This is a genomic window from Streptomyces sp. SD15, assembly GCF_054462255.1.
Genome location: NZ_JBTLMO010000072.1, coordinates 1 through 16,782, shown reverse-complemented (window position 1 = coordinate 16,782; position 16,782 = coordinate 1). Strand labels below are relative to the sequence as shown.

Here is a 16,782-nt window from a genome sequence, read left to right as displayed (position 1 = left end):
CCTCCTCAGCGCAGTCGGCGCAGATACGGGTCCTGGGCGCGGCGCGGTAGCAGGTGGACGCGTGCGTCGAGCACGGTGACGGCGGCCGGTGTCGCGAGGACGGGGTTGAAGTCGACTTCGGCGACCTGCGGCAGATCGCTCGCCATCCGAGACAGGCGCAACAGGAGCTGTTCGAGGCCTTCGAGATCGGCCGGCCTGCTTCCGTGTGCGCCGAACAGCAGTGGCGCGCAGCGCGGGGCGGCGATCAGGTCGTGGACGTCGTGGTCGGTCAGCGGGGCGAGGCGGGCAGCGTGGTCGGCCAGCACTTCGGTCGCGGTGCCTCCGAGACCGAACAGCACGAGCGGGCCGAAGACTTCGTCCTGGACGACGCCCGCGAACAGTTCAGTGCCGCGCGCGGCCAGCGGCTGGACCACCACTGCGGTCATGAGTCCGGCGAATCGGGTCTCGAGGTCCCGGAAGGCGGCGCGCACCTGGGCGTCTCCCTGGAGATCGAGGTGCACGGCGTGCTGTTCGCTCTTGTGGAGCAGTCCGGGCCAGTGGGCCTTCATGACCACGCGGCCGTCGGGGCCACGCAGCCGTTCGGCGGCGATGACGGCGTCGTCCTCGGTCTCGGCCCAGGCCCAGGGCAGTTGCGGAATGCCGTAGCAGGCGAGGAGTTCGGCGCAGGTGCGCGGGTCGAGCCAGCCGCCGTCCGGGTGGGCGGAGAGGTAGGTCTCGGCGACCGTGTGCGCCCGGGCCGTGTCGACCTCCGCGAGCTCCGGGACCGTGCCGGCCGGCCGGTTCAGCCAGGCGGCACGACGGGCTGCGTGCGCCAACGCCCGGGCCGCCGCTCCCGGTTCGGCGTACGACGGGACGGTGCCGCCTTCCCGCGCAGGCAGCAGCTTGACCGGCAGGTCCTGCTCGAGCCGGACAACGGTGACCGGCCGTTCCCGACGGCCGGGTCCGCCGGTGAGGGCCCGGACGAGGTCGTCGCCGGTCGCTGCCGCGACGGCGGTGGGGACGAGGGCCAGCAGCAGGGCGTCGACGCCCGGATACCGCAGGAGCTGGTCCACACAGTCCCTGAGCTGCTCTTCCGACACGGCCGCCGTGGCGTCGACGGGGTTGCCCACAGCGGCGCCCTCGGGCAGCACGGCGAGCAGGTCGTCGATCGGTTCGGGGGTGAGGGAGGGCAGGGACAGTCCGGCCTCGGCGCACGCGTCCGCCGCGAGGACGCCCGCACCGCCCGCGTTGGTGACGATCGCCACGCGGGTCCCGGCCGGGAGCGGCTGGGAGTGCAACAGGGCGGCGGATTCGAGGAGTTCGCCCACCGAACGGGTGGCGGTGATGCCCGCCTGCGTGAACAGCGCCTGCCGGGTCATGGTCCGGGTCGCGGCGGCCGCGGTGTGCGAGGCGGCGGCACGGCGACCGGCCTCGGTACGGCCCGCGTCGACCGTCAGGACGGGCATACGGCGGGTCACGCGCCGGGCCGTACGGGAGAACGCCCGCGGGTTGCCGAAGGACTCCAGGTGCAGCAAGGCCAGGTCGGTACGGCCGTCGCTCTCCCACCACTGAAGCATGTCGTTGCCGCTGACGTCGTACTTGTCTCCGAGGGACGCGAAGGACGAGACGCCGATGCCGAGCCGGGACAGCCCGTCGAGCAGGGCGATGCCGACGCCGCCGGACTGCACGGCGACGCCCGCCGTGCCGGGGCGCGGGTGGCCGGCGGCGAAAGTGGCGTCGAGTCGGAGCCTGGGGGCGGTGTTGGAGATGCCGAGGCAGTTGGGGCCGACCAGCCGCATGCCATAGGTGCGGCATGCCGACATGAGCGCTTCCGCCTGGTCACTGTCGAGCCCGGCCGACACCACGAGCAGGGCTCGTACGCCGGCCTTGCCGCACTCCTCGGCCGTGGCGGGCAGGGCGTCGGCCGGTATCGCGAGGACCGCGAGATCGGGCACCTTGGGCAGTGCCCCGACCGACGCGTACGACGGCACACCGAGGATCGACGAGACGTGGGGGTTCACCGCGAAAAGCCGCCGGGTGAAACCGCCCTCGTGCAGATGGTGCAAGAGGGCCCGCCCCACCGATCCCGGCCTGCGCCCGGCACCGACCACCGCGATCGCGTCGGGGCGCAGCAGCGGTTCCAAGCTGGCGACATCGGCGGCCCGGCCACGCGCCTCGACGGCCGACAGGTAGGTGTCGTCCTCGTCGAGCGCGATGGTGCAGCGCACCTCCGGGCCCTCGAATCGGCGTGCGGCGCGCAGGCCCAGGTCGGTGAAGAGTCGGAGCACTTCGTAGTTCTCGCTGAGCGCGTCGGCCGTGAACGTGGTGATGCCGTCCGCGCGGGCCGCGGAAACCAAATGCTCGACGAGGAGGGTGCCGACGCCTCGGTGGTGCAGCCCGTCGGCCACGGCGATCGACATCTCGGCCGTGTCCGTGTTGTCGCCGGTCTCGTACTCGGCCAGGCCGATCACCCGGCCCCGCGCCTCGGCGAGCAGCGCCCGGTAACCCGGGCGCGGTGGAGCCGCAGCCCGGTCGGCGGCCAGGTCGGCAGAGGAGCGGCTCGCGGCGAAGAAGCGCAGCCGGAGGTTCTCCGGTGACATCTCCTCGTAGAACCCTCGCAGTTGCTCTCGGTCACCGGGCCGCACGGAGCGTACGCACACGGTGGTGCCGTCCGCGAGCAGGGCGTGCGCGGTGAGGCGGTCGCGGTCGTCGTCCGTCATCTCGGGCCTCCTCGAAACCTCTCGACCCTTCGAGCATCCAGCGATCCGCGGGCCCGCCCCATGGGCTGGTCGGGTGCGCCGTATGGGCCGATCGACCCCTGTCTCGCGGTCCGGTCCACCGCGGATGGTGGACGTCCCGGACTCCCGCACGCATGGAGGGACGAACTGCCATGACCCAGCCGATCGTTGTCGGGGTCGACGCCTCCGCGCCCAGCGGGGCAGCGGCCGAGCTGCGCTCCGTACTGGAGCACACCGGGTGCCCGGTGGCCGTGGTTCCCCACTGACGAAGGCGCCCGCTCATCGGTCCGGCAGGGTGAGGGTGCAGGACTCGCCGGGACCGACGGAGACGGTGCGGTCCGCGAGGGCGATGTCGATCGGATCCCTGTCCGAAGCAGGCACAGTGACCCACACCTGGCCGGAGCTCAGCTGCAGTCGTACACCTCGATGGCCGCGGTAGCGGATCGTGAAGCCGTACTCGGACAGCTCCGGCAGCGGCACGGGGTCGAGCCGCAGTGCGCCGCCGCGGGTCTCGAGGCCGGTCAGGCCGCGCTGTACGAGGTCGAGAGTGCCTGCCATGGCACCGAGGTGGATGCCCTCGCCGGTGGTGCCGCCCTGGAGATCGGCGATGTCCCCTTCCAGAGCCTCGTGCACGTACGTCCACGCCTCGGCGCGCCGGGCCCGGGCCAGCACCCACCCGTGCACCAGGCTGCTCAGCGTGGAGCCGTGGCTGGTGCGGCGCAGGTAGTGGTCGACCGTTCGACGCCAGATCGTGTCGTCCAGCTCATGACCGAGCCTGCGGAACAGGTTCCCGAGTTCAGTGGGCGAGAAGAGGTAGCCCAGCATGAGGACGTCCGCCTGCTTGGACGCCTGGTAGCGGTTGACGGTGTCGCCTTCGGCCTCCAGGATCCGGTCGAGCCGCCGGATGTCGCCGTACCGCGCGCGGTACCCGGCCCAGTCGAGCTCCTCCAGAGCGCCGTAGCCCTCGAACTGGCTGATCACCCCGGCGTGGAAGGGCACGTACAGCTTCCTGGACACGTCCTCCCACCTTTCGCGTTCGGCGGAGTCGAGACCGGTGCGTTCGCACAGGTCACGGCGTGGAAGTTCGGGCAGCTTGTGCAGCGCGTCGAGGGTGCGGGCCAGCACCCAGGCGGCGGTGACATTGGTGTACGCGTTGTCGTCGAGCCCGGGCCGGTCGGCGCCGGGGTAGGCGTCGTGGTACTCGTCGGGGCCGACGACGCCGCGGATCCGGTACCTGCCGAGCGTCCGGTCGTACGCTGCGAGGCCGGCCCAGAACCGGGCGATCTGCACCAGCATCTCGATGCCCTTGGTGTGCAGGAACTCTGTGTCGCCGCTCGCCTCGCAGTACTGCCAGACGTTGTACGCGATCGCCGAGCCGACGTGGTGCTGGAGCCGTGAGTGGTCGGGCAGCCAGCGCCCCGAGCGCGGGTTGAGGTGCAGTTGCTGTGTTTCCTCCCGGCCGTCGCTGCCGCTCTGCCACGGGTACACCGCACCGGTGTGTCCGGCGTCGCGGGCCGCGCGGCGGGCCTGCTCCAGACGGCGGTGTCGGTAGGTGAGCAGCGCGCGGGAGACCTCGGGGAAGTGCAGGTTCAGATAGGGCAGGACGAACAGCTCGTCCCAGAAGACGTGGCCGCGGTAGGCCTCGCCGTGCAGGCCGCGGGCCGGGACGCCGACGTCCAGGTCCGCGCTGTGCGGGGAGAGCGTCTGGAGCACATGGAAGAGATGCAGCCGCAGCACCGGGCCCGCGCTGTTCGGCACCTCCAGCTCGCCGTTGCGCCACAGCTGTTCCCAGGCCGTGCGGTGCGAGGCCAGCAGCGTCTCGAAGTCCTCAGCCCGGCCGACCCGGTCGAGGGCCGCGTACACCGGGTCCTTGATCGCCGGGTCCTGCGAGGTGTGCAGGGCAACCGTCTTGTCGACCGTCACCGTCCGGCCGTCGGTCAGGGACAGCCGCAGCAGTTGGACAGCGCGGGCGTTCCGGTGCGCGTCGCGCGTCTCGGCGGCCGTGTCGGTGACGGTACGCGCCGCCAGGCCGATTCTGATGTCGGACGTGCTGGTACGGCAGCCCAGCCAGACCGTGTCCGGCGCCGAGGTCCCGGTCTCGACGTGGGTGAGGTGCCGGGAGGCGAGTGAGCGGTAGCGCTCCACTCCGGTATTGGCGACTGCCCCGTCGAGCGCCGACTCGACCTCGATCTCGCCCGACCAGCCCTCCGCCGTCACCTGCGTGCGCAGCACGGCCAGGTGGCGGTCGGCCATGTGGACCAGCCGCACCTGCCGCACGGCGAGACACCGGCCGGCCTCGTCCTGGTAGCGCGATGCACGTTCGAAAGTGCCGACACGCAGGTTCAGGCTCTGGCGATGGTCGAGGAGCTTGTGGGTGTCGGGCGAGAGCCAATGTCCCGAGGCGGCACGGAAGCGCAGCGGCAGCCAGTTGGGGAGGTTGACCATGTCCTCGTTCTCGACCTGTCGTCCGGCCACGTCCGAGGTGAGCCGGTTGTAGCAGCCCGCCGCGTACGTGCCGGGGTAGTGGACCGCGTCCGCCACGCATTCGGGGGCTGCACCCCGGGTGGCGAAGTAGCCGTTGCCGAGCGTGCACAGCGATTCGCGCAGCCGTTCCTGTGCCGGGTCGTAGCCCTCGTACTTCCAGGTCCAGTCGCGCATCCTCAGTCCTCCTGTGCGAGTAGCTCCGCAAGGTCGTCGACGACCAGGTCCGCGCCGTGCTTCAGCAGCGCGGCCCGGGTCGCGGGGGTACCGGCGCGGTCCACGCCCACGACGAGCCAGAAGCCTCCGCGGCGCCCGGCCTCGACGCCGGCGAGGGCGTCCTCGACGACGGCCGCACGGTCGGCGGGGACGCCGAGGCGGCGGGCCGCCTCCAGGAAGAGGGCGGGGTCGGGCTTGCCGGGCAGGCCGAGCCGGGCCGCCTCCCCGCCGTCCACCATGACATCGAAGAGGCCGCGCACTCCGGCGTGTTCGAGGAGATCACCGGCGTGTCGGGAGGCGGAGGCCGCGGCGAGCGGAATCCCGGCGGACCGCAAGGCGTGCAGCAGCCGGACGGTGCCCGGGTAGGCGTCGACGCCTTCGGCGCGCAGTCGCTCTGTGAACAGCCGCTCCTTGCGGGCGGCGACTGCCTGGACCTCGGCGTCGGATGGCCGCAGCCCTCGGGCGTTGAGGAAGGCCGCGGCCCCGTCGAGGCGTGACCTGCCGTCGACGTAACGCAGGTAGTCGTCCTGCACGTCGAAGGGACGGCGGCCACGCAGGCTTGGAGAGGCGTCGAAGGCCACCTTCCACGCAGCGGCGTGGACCCGCGCGGAGTCCGTGATGACGCCGTCGGTGTCGAAGACCACGGCCGCTGCACCCCGCAGCACGCGGGGTGCAGCGGTGCCGCTCCGCTCCGTACTCATCAGTCGTCGGCCACCAGTCCGGTGAGGTCGAGGAGCCGGTTGGTGCAGCCCCACTCGTTGTCGTACCAGCCGAAGACCTTCACCAAGGTGCTGTCGGCCTGGGGCAGGGCCGGGTCGAAGACGCAGGAGACGGGGTCACCGATGACGTCCCGCGAAACGATCGGCGCCTTCGAGACGCGGAGGATGCCGTTCAGCGGGCCTTCCACGGCCTTGGCGAAGTCGGTGTTGCCGAAGCCGTTGATGCCGACGCGTACGGTCATGGCGTTCAACTCCTTTGCCGGGTGAGGGTTTCAGCCGGTCCAGGTCCAGTCGGCCACCTCGGGCAGGTCGGTACCGTGTTCGCGGATCCAGGCGTGGTGGCGGGTGCGGGCGTCGGCCATCCGCTGGCGTACGGCGGCGGCGCGGACGCCGAGGCCGGGGACACGGTCGATGACGTCCATGACCAGGCGGTAGCGGTCCAGGTCGTTGCGGACGACCATGTCGAAGGGGGTCGTCGTGGTGCCCATCTCCTTGTAGCCGCGGACGTGGAGGTTGGCGTGGCCGGTGCGGCGGTAGGCGAGGCGGTGGATCAGCCAGGGGTAGCCGTGATAGGCGAAGACGACCGGCTTGTCGGTGGTGAAGAGTCCGTCGTACTCGAAGTCGCTCATGCCATGCGGGTGTTCCTCACGGGGCAGCAGCCGGGTCATGTCCACGACGTTCACCACACGGACGGCCAGTTCGGGCAGATGGCGGCGCAGCAGATCGGACGCGGCCAGGACTTCCTGAGTCGGAACGTCTCCCGCGCAGGCAAGGACGACGTCCGGTTCGCGGTCTGCGCCCGTGGAGCCCGCCCAGTCCCAGATTCCGGCGCCCCGGGCGCAGTGGGCACGGGCCTGGTCCATGGAGAGCCAGTCGAAGCAGGGCTGTTTGCCGGCGACCACGACATTCACGTAGTCACGGCTGCGCAGGACGTGATCCGCCACGGACAGCAGGGTGTTGGCGTCCGGCGGCAGATAGACCCGTACGACCTCCGGGCTCTTGTTGAGGACGTGGTCGACGAACCCCGGGTCCTGGTGGGAGAAGCCGTTGTGGTCCTGGCGCCACACGTGCGAGGTGAGAAGATAGTTGAGCGAGGCGATCGGGGCGCGCCAGGTCAACTCCCGTGATGTTCTGAGCCACTTGATGTGCTGGTTGACCATCGAGTCGACGATGTGGACGAAGGCTTCGTAGCAGGAGAAGAGCCCGTGCCGCCCGGTGAGGAGATAGCCCTCCAGCCAGCCCTGGCAGAGGTGTTCGGACAGGATCTCCATGACCCGGCCGTGCCGGTCCAGGTGTTCGTCCACCGGAAGGGTCTGCGCCTGCCAGGCCTTGCCACTGGCTCCGAAGACAGCCCCCAGGCGGTTGGAGGCGGTCTCGTCGGGGCCCACCAGCCGAAAATCGCGACGCCCTGACGTGTCCTGCATGATCTGTTCCAGGAGATCTCCCAGGACCCGGGTGGGTTCGTGCAGGGTTGCGCCCGGCTTGTCGACCGGCACCGCGAAGCGCTCGAGGGACGGAATGGGCAGGTCACGTACGAGCAGGCCGCCGTTGGCGTGCGGGGTGGCGCCGAGTCGCTTGGAGCCGTCGGGAACGCAGGCGAGGACGTCGGCGACAGGCCGCCCCTCGGCGTCGAAGAGCTCCTCGGGGCGGTACGCGCGCAGCCAGGTCTCCAACTGCCGCAGGTGGTCCGGGTTTTCGCGGACGCCGGCCAGCGGGACTTGGTGGGCGCGCCACGTTCCCTCGACGGGCTCCCCGTCGACCTCCGCGGGGCCGGTCCAGCCCTTGGGGGTCCGTAGCACGATCATGGGCCAGTGCACCCGCTCGGTCACGCCGTTCTCGCGAGCCGAGGCCTGCATGAGCGCGATGCGGTCCAGCGCCTCGTCGAACGCCTGGGCCATGGCCCGGTGGACCTGGTGCGGGTCGTCGCCGGTGACGTGGATCGGCTCGTGGCCGTACCCCCGCAGCAACTCGTCGAGTTCCGGCTCCGGCAGGCGGGCGAGCACCGTCGGGTTGGCGATCTTGTAGCCGTTGAGGTGCAGGATCGGCAGGACGGCGCCGTCGTGCACCGGGTCGAGGAATTTGTTGGAGTGCCAGGACGCGGCGAGCGGCCCGGTCTCCGCCTCGCCGTCGCCGATCACGCAGGCGACCAGGAGGTCTGGGTTGTCGAAGGCGGCACCGTAGGCATGCGCCAGCGAGTAGCCCAGCTCACCGCCCTCGTGGATCGAGCCGGGCGTCTCGGGTGCCACATGGCTGGGCACTCCGCCGGGGAAGGAGAACTGCCGGAACAGCTTGTCCATGCCCGCCGCGTCGCGCGACACGTCCGGGTAGGTCTCGCTGTAGCTGCCCTCCAGCCAGGAGTTGGCGAGGACGGCGGGCCCGCCGTGTCCGGGGCCCCATACGCAGAGCGCGTCCAGACCGCGGGTCTTGATGACACGGTTGAGGTGCGTGTGGACGAGGTTGAGGCCGGGTGAGGTGCCCCAGTGGCCGAGCAGCCGCGGCTTGATGTGCGCGGGGGTCAGGGGCTCGGTGAGGAGCGAGTTGGCCAGGAGGTAGATCTGGCCCACGGCCAGGTAGTTGGCTGCCCGCCAGTGGGCGTCCAGGGTGCGCAGTTCGTCGTCCGTCAGTACGGTGCTGTCCTGGTGTTCGACCTTGGGCATGGTGACTCCGTAAGTCATCGAAGTACCGCATCGAGGTATGTCATCGGGCGGAGGAGGTGGCATGGCCGACAAGAAGAAGGCGACATTGCCGCGCGCGGCGTACGAGCGGGAGCTGCTGCGTCTGCAGACGGAGCTGGTGAAGCTTCAGGAATGGGTACGGGCCGAGGGCGCCCGGCTCGTGGTGGTCTTCGAGGGACGGGACGCGGCGGGCAAGGGCGGCACGATCAAACGGGTCTCGGAACACCTCAACCCGCGGATCGCCCGGACGGCGGCGCTGCCCAAGCCGACCGAGCGCGAGCGCACGCAGTGGTACTTCCAGCGGTACGTCGAGCATCTGCCGGCCGCCGGGGAGATCGTGCTGTTCGACCGCAGCTGGTACAACCGCGCCGGGGTCGAGCATGTGATGGGCTTCTGTACCAAGGAGGAGCACCAGCTCTTTCTGCGCCAGTGCCCGATCTTCGAGCGCATGCTGGTCGAGGAGGGCATCCTGCTGCGCAAGTACTGGTTCTCGGTGAGCGACGCGGAGCAGCAGAAGCGGTTCCGGCGGCGGCTGAAGGACCCGACTCGCCGCTGGAAACTCTCCGCGATGGACCTGGAGTCGATCACCCGTTGGGAGGCGTACTCCCGGGCGAAGGACGAGATGCTCGTGCACACCGACATCTCCGAGGCGCCCTGGTACATCGTCGAGAGCGACGACAAGCGCCGCGCGCGACTGAACATGATCGCGCACCTGCTCGGCTCCGTTCCGTACCAGGAGGTGTCGCCGCCCGTTCTGGAGCTGCCGCCGAGACCGCCGTCGACCGGCTACGTGCGCCCGCCGCGCGATCTGCAGACGTTCGTCCCCGATCACGCGGCCGGCCTCTGAGCCGCTCATGCCCGTTGTGGTACGACGGCGACGGGGCAGGCGGAGTGGTGCAGGACCGCGTGCACCACCCGGCCGAGGTGAAGTCCGAAGTGTCCCTCGCGGCGCCGCGCGCCCACGACGAGCAAGTCGGCATCGGCCGAAGCGTCCAGCAATACCCGGCGGGCAGTGCCCTCTGCGGTCCGTCGGCGCAGATCCACGGACGGATGATCCGCCGCGGCCTCGCTCAGCGCCGACTCCAGGATCTCCACCGCCCGCTCCTCGTGCAAACGGGCGGGTTCTCCCGCGAGCAGGGGGTGGTCCGCGGTCTCGTGGGCAGGACAGCGCCAAGCCCGTAGGGCGTACAGAGCGGCCTTGCGGACCTCTGCCTCCTGGAAGGCGAAGCGCACGGCCGCCGAGGCGTGTGGCTCCTCGCCGACTCCGAGGAGGACGCCCCGGTGCGTCCCGGCCTTGGTCTGGTTGTCGTGGCCGGCGCGCAGCACGATCACCGGGCAGGAGGCGCGGGCGGCGACCGCGAGGCTGACCGAGCCGAGCACCCATGCGGCCATGCCGCCGCGCCCACGGGACCCGAGGACCAGCGCGGAGGCGCTGTGCCCTTCCTTCAGCAGCACGCTCACCGCGCCCTCGGGCAGGATCTCCGTGGAAAACCGCACATCGGCACGGCGACGGTGGGCGCGCTTCGCGGCGGCCTCGACAATGTTGTCGGCCATCACCTGCTCCGAGGACCTGCCCAGCCTCTCGGTGAGCGCCTCACCTTCGTAGCGCTCCCACAGCGAGGCGTACACCAGCCGCAGCGGCAGACCACGCAGGTCGGCCTCGTCCGTCGCCCAGTCCACGGCAAGCATGCTGGGCTCGGATCCGTCGACGCCCACGACCAGGGGCAGGTCCACAGCGGTCACCTTCCTTCGCCGAAGTCGAAGACGATTCGGGCCTTGATGTGTCCGCGCAGGACTTCGTCGATCGACTCGTTGACCGAGGACAGGGGCCGGGATTCCTGGATGACTCTGGTCCGGCCCGCCGCGTGCAGGTGGAACACCTCGGCCAGGTCCTGCCGCGTGCCGACGATGGAGCCGATCACCGAGGTGCCGTTCAGCACGGTGTCGAAGATCGGGACCTGGATCGTGCCGTGCGCCGGCAGGGCGACCATCACGAGCTTCCCCCCGCGTCGCAGCCCGGCGTACACCGCCGAGAACGCCGCTTCGTTCACCGCGAGCGCTATGGCGGCGTGGGCACCGCCGTAGCGCTTGAGCACCTCGCCCGGGTCCTCCTTACGGGCGTCGATCACGAGGTCGGCGCCGAGTTCGGCGGCGAGCTCGAGCTTCTCGTCGGTGACGTCGATCGCGGCCACGGCGGCCCCGGCGATCTTTGCGTACTGGACCGCCAGATGGCCCAGCCCTCCCACGCCCGAGATGGCGACCAGCTGGGTGGGCCGGACGTCGGCGACCTTGAGGGCCTTGTACGTCGTGACACCGGCGCAGGTGAGCGGGGCCGCGTCGAGGGGAGAGATCCCGTCCGGGACCGGCTGGGCGAAGTCCGCCCAGGCGAGCATCTTCTCGGCGTAGCCGCCGTCGCAGCCGTACCCGGTGTTGATCTGCTGCTCGCACAGCGTCTCCCAGCCGGAGAGGCAGTGCTCGCACCGTCCGCAGGCCTTGCTGAGCCAGGGCACCGCGACGCGCTGCCCCGGTGCGAGGTGCGTGACCCCGTCACCGAGGGCCTCGACGAGGCCGACTCCCTCGTGGCCGGGCACGAACGGCGGATTCGGCTTGACCGGCCAGTCGCCGTGCGCGGCGTGGATGTCGGTGTGGCACAGCCCGGAGGCCTCGGTCCGGATGCGGACCTGGCCGGGGCCGGGCTCGGGGTCGGGGCGGTCCTCGATGACCAGGGGCTCGCCGAATGCTCGTACGACTGCTGCCTTCATGGGAGGTGTCTCCTCGGGTGATCAGTCGTGCGGGACGACCGCGACGGGGGCTGTGGCGTGGTGCAGTACGGCATGTGTGACAGGCCCGATGTGCGCACCCAGGGGCGAACGGCGGATACGACGGCCCACGACGACCAGGGAGGCCTCGCGGGAGGCGTCCACCAGGTGGTTGGCCGCCTTGCCGGACAGCGAGTCCTCGACGACGTCCACCATGGGGAACTTCTGCCGCCACGGCCGCAGCGCCTCGCTCACGGCGGCGGCTTCCTCCGCGGCGATGTGGGCGTTCATTTCGAGGTCCGGGGGCATGCCGTACGCGATGTAGGGCGGCTCGTTCCAGCCGTGGACGACCCGCAGAGAGGTTCCCCGCAGGAGAGCCGACTCGAAGGCGAAGCCGATCACGGTGTCGTCCGGATCTGCGGCGTCGAGCCCGAGCACGACGGGCCGGAAGGGGGCCGAGGCGGAGGGGATGCCGGCCGGGTCCATCGTGTGCTCGTCGGCGGCCTGCTCCCCGGCCCGCACGAGGACGACGGGGCGCTCGGCATGTGCCACGACGGCCAGGCCGACGGAGCCCACCACGAAACCGCCCACTCCGCTCAGGCCTCGGGAGCCGAGAACCAACACCTCGGCGTCCTTCGCGGCGCCGGGCAGCGCCTCTGCGGGCCGCCCCGAGAGTTGCTCCATGACCACTTCGACCCCTGGGTGGCGCATCCGGATTCCGTCGGCCGCTTCGCGAGGCATCCTCCCCCAGCCTTCGGCCGGGGGTGCCCCCATCTCGCTCCGCTCGCTCCAGTGCTGCTGCGTCTCGGCGCCGAGAAGCGGGGCCTGAGGCATGGGCGCCGGTACTGGCTCCCAGACGTGGACGACCTTCAGCGGCAGTCCGCGGAGCTTCGCCTCTCGGGCCGCCCATTCGGCGGCGGCCCGGCTCTCGGGCGTGCCGTCGAGACCTACGGTGACGGTGCGGGGCATGGTCTCCACCTCCTGAATCGGGGCATCCGATTCCAGCGTCGTGTCGTGGGGGTTCGTGGTGCAGGGGCCGCAGGTCCTCTGCAGGGGCCGATCGGCCCTATGGACCGCAGCCGGCGCGGAAGGGCGGAACCCTGTCCGGGTGCTGCCCTCCCCTTACGTGGTCAGCGCAGCCAGTCGCTGTTCCGGACGAACGGCAGCTTGGCCCAGAGCTTCCCGACGCCCAGGGTGTCGTCTGCCGAGGCCAGCGCCAGGGCGATGAGGACGACGCGTAGAAGCCCTTGGTGGGCGAGCCGCCATCGATCCAGCCCTTGCCGGACGGGGTGGCGTAGCTGGTGGCGCTGTACGGTCCGCTGCCGGATGCCGAAGGTCCGCGGCCGTGGGGCTGAACGACCCTCTCCACAGGGCCTGTTGGGCATTCCTGCGCCAGATACATCGACGCCCCCGCGTGAGGGGTCTGAGCAATGAACAACGCAGACGTTTACAACCGCCTCGCGTGCCCGAGTCGTAGGCGACGCCGACCACCGAGACGACTCGCCCAGACCCAAGAGCGTCGTCACACGTGACCATCGCGCCCGCAGAGTCGATACTGCCGAGAGCGGCCCTCGGACTGCCGAACCGCACACCAGCCAGGCCCGACGACCAGTCAGGAAGGCCAGCAAAAGGTCAGCACCAGCCCCTCCGGAGCCCGCCCGTCGTCATCGCACCCTTGTTGGCGTAGATATCGCCGACGCCATCGGCGACCGCCGCGTCGTCGCCATCGTGTGCACCCACGCCCGCAACGACCACATCAACGCCGCCCCCGACCTGGCCGACCGAACCGGAGCCCCCGTACTCCTTCACCTGGACGACCGCATGCTGTGGCTGCAGACCCACCCGGACCGGGCCCCGGACGGCTACCTGTCCCACAACCGCCGCCTCACCGTGGCGGGCACGGAACTCAACGTCCTGCACACCCCCGGGCACGCTCCCGGAGCGATCAGCCTGCACGCCCCCGACCTGGGCACCGTCGCTCACCAGATGCCGCCGGGGACCGTGTGGAGGATCTCGGGCCGGTCGCGCTTGGTGTACGCGTCCCAGTAGTGCTCGGCGATGGTCTCGGGCTCCGCGCCGGGACCGCTGCCGATGAAGACCCCGATCGCCACATGCGCCGCATGCACACCGCGCTCGGCGAGGTCGGCGTTGAGGGCCATGGCGTAGTTGCGCAGGGCAGCGGCGGCGATGCCGGTGGCGCCGAACGCCCCGCCCAAAGGCCGGACCGAGGAGGCACCGGTGGAGAACAGCAGCGTGCCGCTCCCGCGTTCGAGCATGGCGGGCAGCACCTGTCGGACCGCGGCAGCGGCTCCGTAAAGGTAGAAGTCGAGCTGCCGCTGCATGTCCTCGGCTGTCGCGTCAGCGGCCGCGGCGCCGGCGAGGGCACGGTCGGCGGGTGAGTACTCCAGCACGTCGACGGGACCGAACCGGTCGGCGACCACGGCAAGGGCGGCCTGCAGCGACTCCGGCCTGGCCACATCCGCGCTGAAGCCCGCCGCCTCGATGCCCTCCTCGGCGAGGGTGGCGGCGAGCGCGTCGACCTTCTCCTGGGTCCGCGAGATCAGGGCGACCCGGAAGCCTTCCGCCCCGAAGCGGCGAGCGATGGACAGGCCCAGGCCGGGGCCTGCCCCGACGATGGCGATGACGGACATGGGATGCACTCCTTGGTCGTGCGGACGAGAGGTTCAGTGCCACTGCCAGGCATTGAGGGCGCGGCCGTGGGGCCGGTGGCGCCCGGCGGACCAGGGCCTCCCACCCCCTCATGAAGTCGAGGGGTGCCTCATGTTAGGCAATCGTAGCAGCTAATGTGAGGCCTCCCTCAGGTTGATAGTCTGGGCGGCATGACCATGGGCAGTCCGTCCACCGAGAATCCGGCCCCCGCCCGCCCCCTGCGGCGTGACGCGCAGCGCAACCGCGACGCCCTGCTCGCCTCGGCCCGCGCCTGCTTCGCCGAACACGGCCTGGAGGCGCCCCTGGAGCAGGTGGCCAAGCGCGCCGGGCTGGCCATCGGCACGCTCTACCGCCACTTCCCCACCCGGCTCGACCTGGTGCAGGCGGTCTTCGCCGAGAAAACGGCCGTCTGGCAGGCGGCCGCCGAGAAGGCCGTCGCCATGGACGACGCCTGGGCGGGGCTGTGCCACTTCCTGGAGACGATGTGTGAACTCCAGTCCGCGGACCGGGGGTTCAACGACCTGGCCTCCATGCGGCTGCCGGAGACCGCCTGCCTGGCCGGTGCCCAGACCCGCATCCACGAACTCGGTGTGCGCATCGTCGAACGCGCCCAGGAACAGGGCAGCCTGCGTCCCGACCTCACTCCGGAGGACCTCGCTTTCGTGATCTGGTCGCACAGCCGCATCACCGAGGCCACCCACGACATCGCCCCGGGCGTGTGGCGCCGTCACCTCTACCTGCTCCTCGACGGCTTCCGCGCCGACCGCGCCCATCCACTGCCCGAGCCGCCCCTCACCCCTGGCCAGCTGTACCGGGCCATGACGCGTCTCGGAGGAAGCGAGGCCTGCTCCGACTGACCTCCACCGCCGGGTGCATCCGGGGTCTGCCTGGATGCAGTCGGCGCCGAACCGGCCGCGGTCCGGAGGAGGGGAATACCTTCGGGACCACGGCCGGCGCGAGACAAGCGGCCGGCTGAAGGCGTCAGGCCGCGAGTGTGTCGCCGGTGGCGGTGGACCATTGCTGCCTGGCGGCGATGGCGGCGCGCCAGGTGCGGATGGTTTTGGGTGGCATGCCGACGGAGAGGGCGCCTACGAGGTGGTCGCCGGTGCAGTAGGCGGCGATGAAGCGGCGCGTGGCCAGATCGCCTTCCACGACGGCGACTTCGTCGTGGCCGCGGAGATAGCCGTATGCCTGGATCTTCATGTCGTACTGGTCGGACCAGAAGTACGGCACGGGTGCGAACGGCCGCCAGGTGTCGGGGTTGAGGAGGTTGCGGGCCACTGCCATGCCCTGTTCGGCGGCGTTGGTGCGGTGCTCGATCCGCATCTGTGTTTCGAACAGCGGGTTGTACCAGCGGGCCACGTCGCCGACCCCGTGCACGCCGGGCGCGGCCTGGCTGTACTCGTCGCAGACCAGGCCGTTGTCGAGGGTGAGTCCGCTGCCCTGGAGCCATTCGGTGTTGGGATACGAGCCGATGCCGACCACCACGTCGTCGGCCGGTAGGCAGGTGCCGTCCGCCAGTGCGACTCCGGTGACCTGTCCGTCGGACGAGAGGATTTCTTGCACCATGACGCCGGTGCGCAGATCGACGCCGTGGTCGTGGTGCGCCTGGGTGAGGGTGCGTCCGATGTCCTCGCCGAGGGCGTGGGCCAGCGGTACCGGTGCCGGCTCCAGCATGGTGACCTCGATGCCGAGGCCGCGGGCGACCGCGGCCGCCTCGGCGCCGATGAATCCGGCACCGACCACCACCAGACGTCTCCCCGGGGCCAGGCGTTGCTTCAGCGTGAGGGCGTCTTCCAGGGTGCGTAGTACATGCACGCCGTGCACGCCCTGGCTGCCCGGCAGCCGACGGGGCCGGACTCCGGTGGCGATGACCAGGGCGTCGTAGCCGACGGTGTCCCCGTCGGCCAAGGTCACGATCCGGTCGGCGACGTCCACGCCATCCGGGTGGCGGAGGGGGCGCAGGCTCTGGCCGGGGCCGCTGTCCTGGATGTTGAACAGGTAGCGGCCCAGGAAGTTGACGTGCCGGTCCTTGAGCGGGGAGAGCCGGGCGACGTCCTCGTCTCGGATCTCGTGGTTCTCGGCGCGGTGCTGGGCGACCGCGGCGTCCAGGTAGCGGGTGTTGCACAGGACCACGGCGTTGATGACCAGGCCGAGAGCGGCGAGCTGGTCCTCCTGGCCCTTGCGGTACGCCTGGCGGATCTGGCCGCGGCCGCCGTGGCGGATCGCGCGGGCCAAGGCCGCCGCCGACGCGCTCACCGAGGCGAACACCGCCTGCGAGGGCGCCCGCGCTGTCGGCCGCGACGCCGTGGCTCAGGACCTGGTCCGCGAGCTGCCCCGCCGCCAGGGCCACGCCGTGGCCTGCGGGAAAGCGGCCAATCCCCACCGGCCGGGAACCAAGAAGTCCTTCGCCCGCCAGGTCGCCGACCGCATAGAGCGCCGCCGAGCCGACATCCTGTGCTTCTGCACGACCTCGCCGTCCCCTTCACCAGCAACCAGGGCGAGCAGGACATCCGCAGGGTCAAGGTCCAGGTGAAGACCAGCG

General features: G+C 70.9%; 12 protein-coding genes and 2 pseudogenes. 3 read left to right on the top strand and 11 right to left on the bottom strand.

Annotated features, from left to right (window positions below; all coding sequences use genetic code 11):
• Nucleotides 1-5: 5 nt before the first annotated feature.
• From ACX28W_RS39625 to ACX28W_RS39605, 5 genes and pseudogenes are all read right to left on the bottom strand, one after another.
• Nucleotides 6-2,699: a bifunctional acetate--CoA ligase family protein/GNAT family N-acetyltransferase gene (locus ACX28W_RS39625; protein ID WP_459004981.1), complete on the bottom strand. Its 2,694-nt coding sequence runs from the start codon at nucleotides 2,697-2,699 to the stop codon at nucleotides 6-8.
• Between the two features lie 297 nt (nucleotides 2,700-2,996).
• The gene (locus ACX28W_RS39620) at nucleotides 2,997-5,375 is read right to left on the bottom strand and encodes a glycoside hydrolase family 65 protein (protein WP_459004980.1); all 2,379 of its coding nucleotides are present in this window, start codon (nucleotides 5,373-5,375) and stop codon (nucleotides 2,997-2,999) included.
• A 2-nt stretch (nucleotides 5,376-5,377) separates the two neighbouring features.
• Nucleotides 5,378-6,115 (bottom strand): HAD family hydrolase, encoded by a 738-nt coding sequence (locus ACX28W_RS39615; RefSeq protein ID WP_459004979.1) that lies wholly within the window; start codon nucleotides 6,113-6,115, stop codon nucleotides 5,378-5,380.
• Nucleotides 6,115-6,327 (bottom strand): annotated as a pseudogene (locus ACX28W_RS39610) (type I glyceraldehyde-3-phosphate dehydrogenase); the annotation flags it as partial. The pseudogene ACX28W_RS39610 and the gene ACX28W_RS39615, both read right to left, overlap by 1 nt.
• 78 nt (nucleotides 6,328-6,405) lie before the next feature.
• Entirely contained in the window at nucleotides 6,406-8,790 is a 2,385-nt protein-coding gene (locus tag ACX28W_RS39605) for a phosphoketolase family protein (protein ID WP_459004978.1), read from the bottom strand.
• 61 nt (nucleotides 8,791-8,851) lie between these two features.
• Between ACX28W_RS39605 and ppk2 the strand changes: the two genes are divergently transcribed.
• Nucleotides 8,852-9,655 (top strand): polyphosphate kinase 2, encoded by an 804-nt coding sequence (gene ppk2, locus ACX28W_RS39600; RefSeq protein WP_459004977.1) that lies wholly within the window; start codon nucleotides 8,852-8,854, stop codon nucleotides 9,653-9,655.
• 5 nt (nucleotides 9,656-9,660) lie between these two features.
• Here the strand turns inward: ppk2 and ACX28W_RS39595 are convergent, their stop codons facing one another.
• From ACX28W_RS39595 to ACX28W_RS39580, 4 genes are all read right to left on the bottom strand, one after another.
• The gene (locus ACX28W_RS39595) at nucleotides 9,661-10,542 is read right to left on the bottom strand and encodes a universal stress protein (RefSeq protein WP_459004999.1); all 882 of its coding nucleotides are present in this window, start codon (nucleotides 10,540-10,542) and stop codon (nucleotides 9,661-9,663) included.
• Between the two features lie 5 nt (nucleotides 10,543-10,547).
• On the bottom strand, nucleotides 10,548-11,570 hold the full coding sequence (locus ACX28W_RS39590; protein ID WP_459004976.1) for a zinc-dependent alcohol dehydrogenase: 1,023 nt from the start codon (nucleotides 11,568-11,570) through the stop codon (nucleotides 10,548-10,550).
• A 21-nt stretch (nucleotides 11,571-11,591) separates the two neighbouring features.
• Nucleotides 11,592-12,536, bottom strand: a complete 945-nt coding sequence (locus tag ACX28W_RS39585) for a universal stress protein (protein WP_459004975.1) — start codon at nucleotides 12,534-12,536, stop codon at nucleotides 11,592-11,594.
• Between the two features lie 161 nt (nucleotides 12,537-12,697).
• Nucleotides 12,698-12,952, bottom strand: coding sequence for a hypothetical protein (locus tag ACX28W_RS39580; protein ID WP_459005001.1), 255 nt, complete (start codon nucleotides 12,950-12,952; stop codon nucleotides 12,698-12,700).
• Nucleotides 12,953-13,256: 304 nt separating this feature from the next.
• Here ACX28W_RS39580 and ACX28W_RS39575 point away from each other — a divergent pair.
• Nucleotides 13,257-13,544: pseudogene (locus ACX28W_RS39575) on the top strand (MBL fold metallo-hydrolase); the annotation flags it as partial.
• A gap of 2 nt (nucleotides 13,545-13,546) precedes the next feature.
• Here ACX28W_RS39575 and ACX28W_RS39570 read toward each other — a convergent pair.
• Entirely contained in the window at nucleotides 13,547-14,218 is a 672-nt protein-coding gene (locus ACX28W_RS39570; protein WP_459004974.1) for an SDR family NAD(P)-dependent oxidoreductase, read from the bottom strand.
• Nucleotides 14,219-14,407: 189 nt separating this feature from the next.
• Here ACX28W_RS39570 and ACX28W_RS39565 point away from each other — a divergent pair, with 189 nt between their 5' ends.
• The gene (locus ACX28W_RS39565) at nucleotides 14,408-15,094 is read left to right on the top strand and encodes a TetR/AcrR family transcriptional regulator (protein ID WP_459004973.1); all 687 of its coding nucleotides are present in this window, start codon (nucleotides 14,408-14,410) and stop codon (nucleotides 15,092-15,094) included.
• Nucleotides 15,095-15,218: 124 nt separating this feature from the next.
• Here ACX28W_RS39565 and ACX28W_RS39560 read toward each other — a convergent pair whose 3' ends face one another.
• Entirely contained in the window at nucleotides 15,219-16,496 is a 1,278-nt protein-coding gene (locus ACX28W_RS39560) for an NAD(P)/FAD-dependent oxidoreductase (RefSeq protein WP_459004972.1), read from the bottom strand.
• Nucleotides 16,497-16,782 lie beyond the last annotated feature (286 nt).

Bases quoted from the DNA above. Each gene is read 5' to 3' on its own strand.
- ACX28W_RS39625 (WP_459004981.1), bottom strand. From the start codon at position 2,699: ATGACGGACGACGACCGCGACCGCCTCACCGCGCACGCCCTGCTCGCG.
- ACX28W_RS39620 (WP_459004980.1), bottom strand. From the start codon at position 5,375: ATGCGCGACTGGACCTGGAAGTACGAGGGCTACGACCCGGCACAGGAA.
- ACX28W_RS39615 (WP_459004979.1), bottom strand. From the start codon at position 6,115: ATGAGTACGGAGCGGAGCGGCACCGCTGCACCCCGCGTGCTGCGGGGT.
- ACX28W_RS39605 (WP_459004978.1), bottom strand. From the start codon at position 8,790: ATGCCCAAGGTCGAACACCAGGACAGCACCGTACTGACGGACGACGAA.
- ppk2 (WP_459004977.1), top strand. From the start codon at position 8,852: ATGGCCGACAAGAAGAAGGCGACATTGCCGCGCGCGGCGTACGAGCGG.
- ACX28W_RS39590 (WP_459004976.1), bottom strand. From the start codon at position 11,570: ATGAAGGCAGCAGTCGTACGAGCATTCGGCGAGCCCCTGGTCATCGAG.
- ACX28W_RS39585 (WP_459004975.1), bottom strand. From the start codon at position 12,536: ATGCCCCGCACCGTCACCGTAGGTCTCGACGGCACGCCCGAGAGCCGG.
- ACX28W_RS39580 (WP_459005001.1), bottom strand. From the start codon at position 12,952: ATGCCCAACAGGCCCTGTGGAGAGGGTCGTTCAGCCCCACGGCCGCGG.
- ACX28W_RS39570 (WP_459004974.1), bottom strand. From the start codon at position 14,218: ATGTCCGTCATCGCCATCGTCGGGGCAGGCCCCGGCCTGGGCCTGTCC.
- ACX28W_RS39565 (WP_459004973.1), top strand. From the start codon at position 14,408: ATGACCATGGGCAGTCCGTCCACCGAGAATCCGGCCCCCGCCCGCCCC.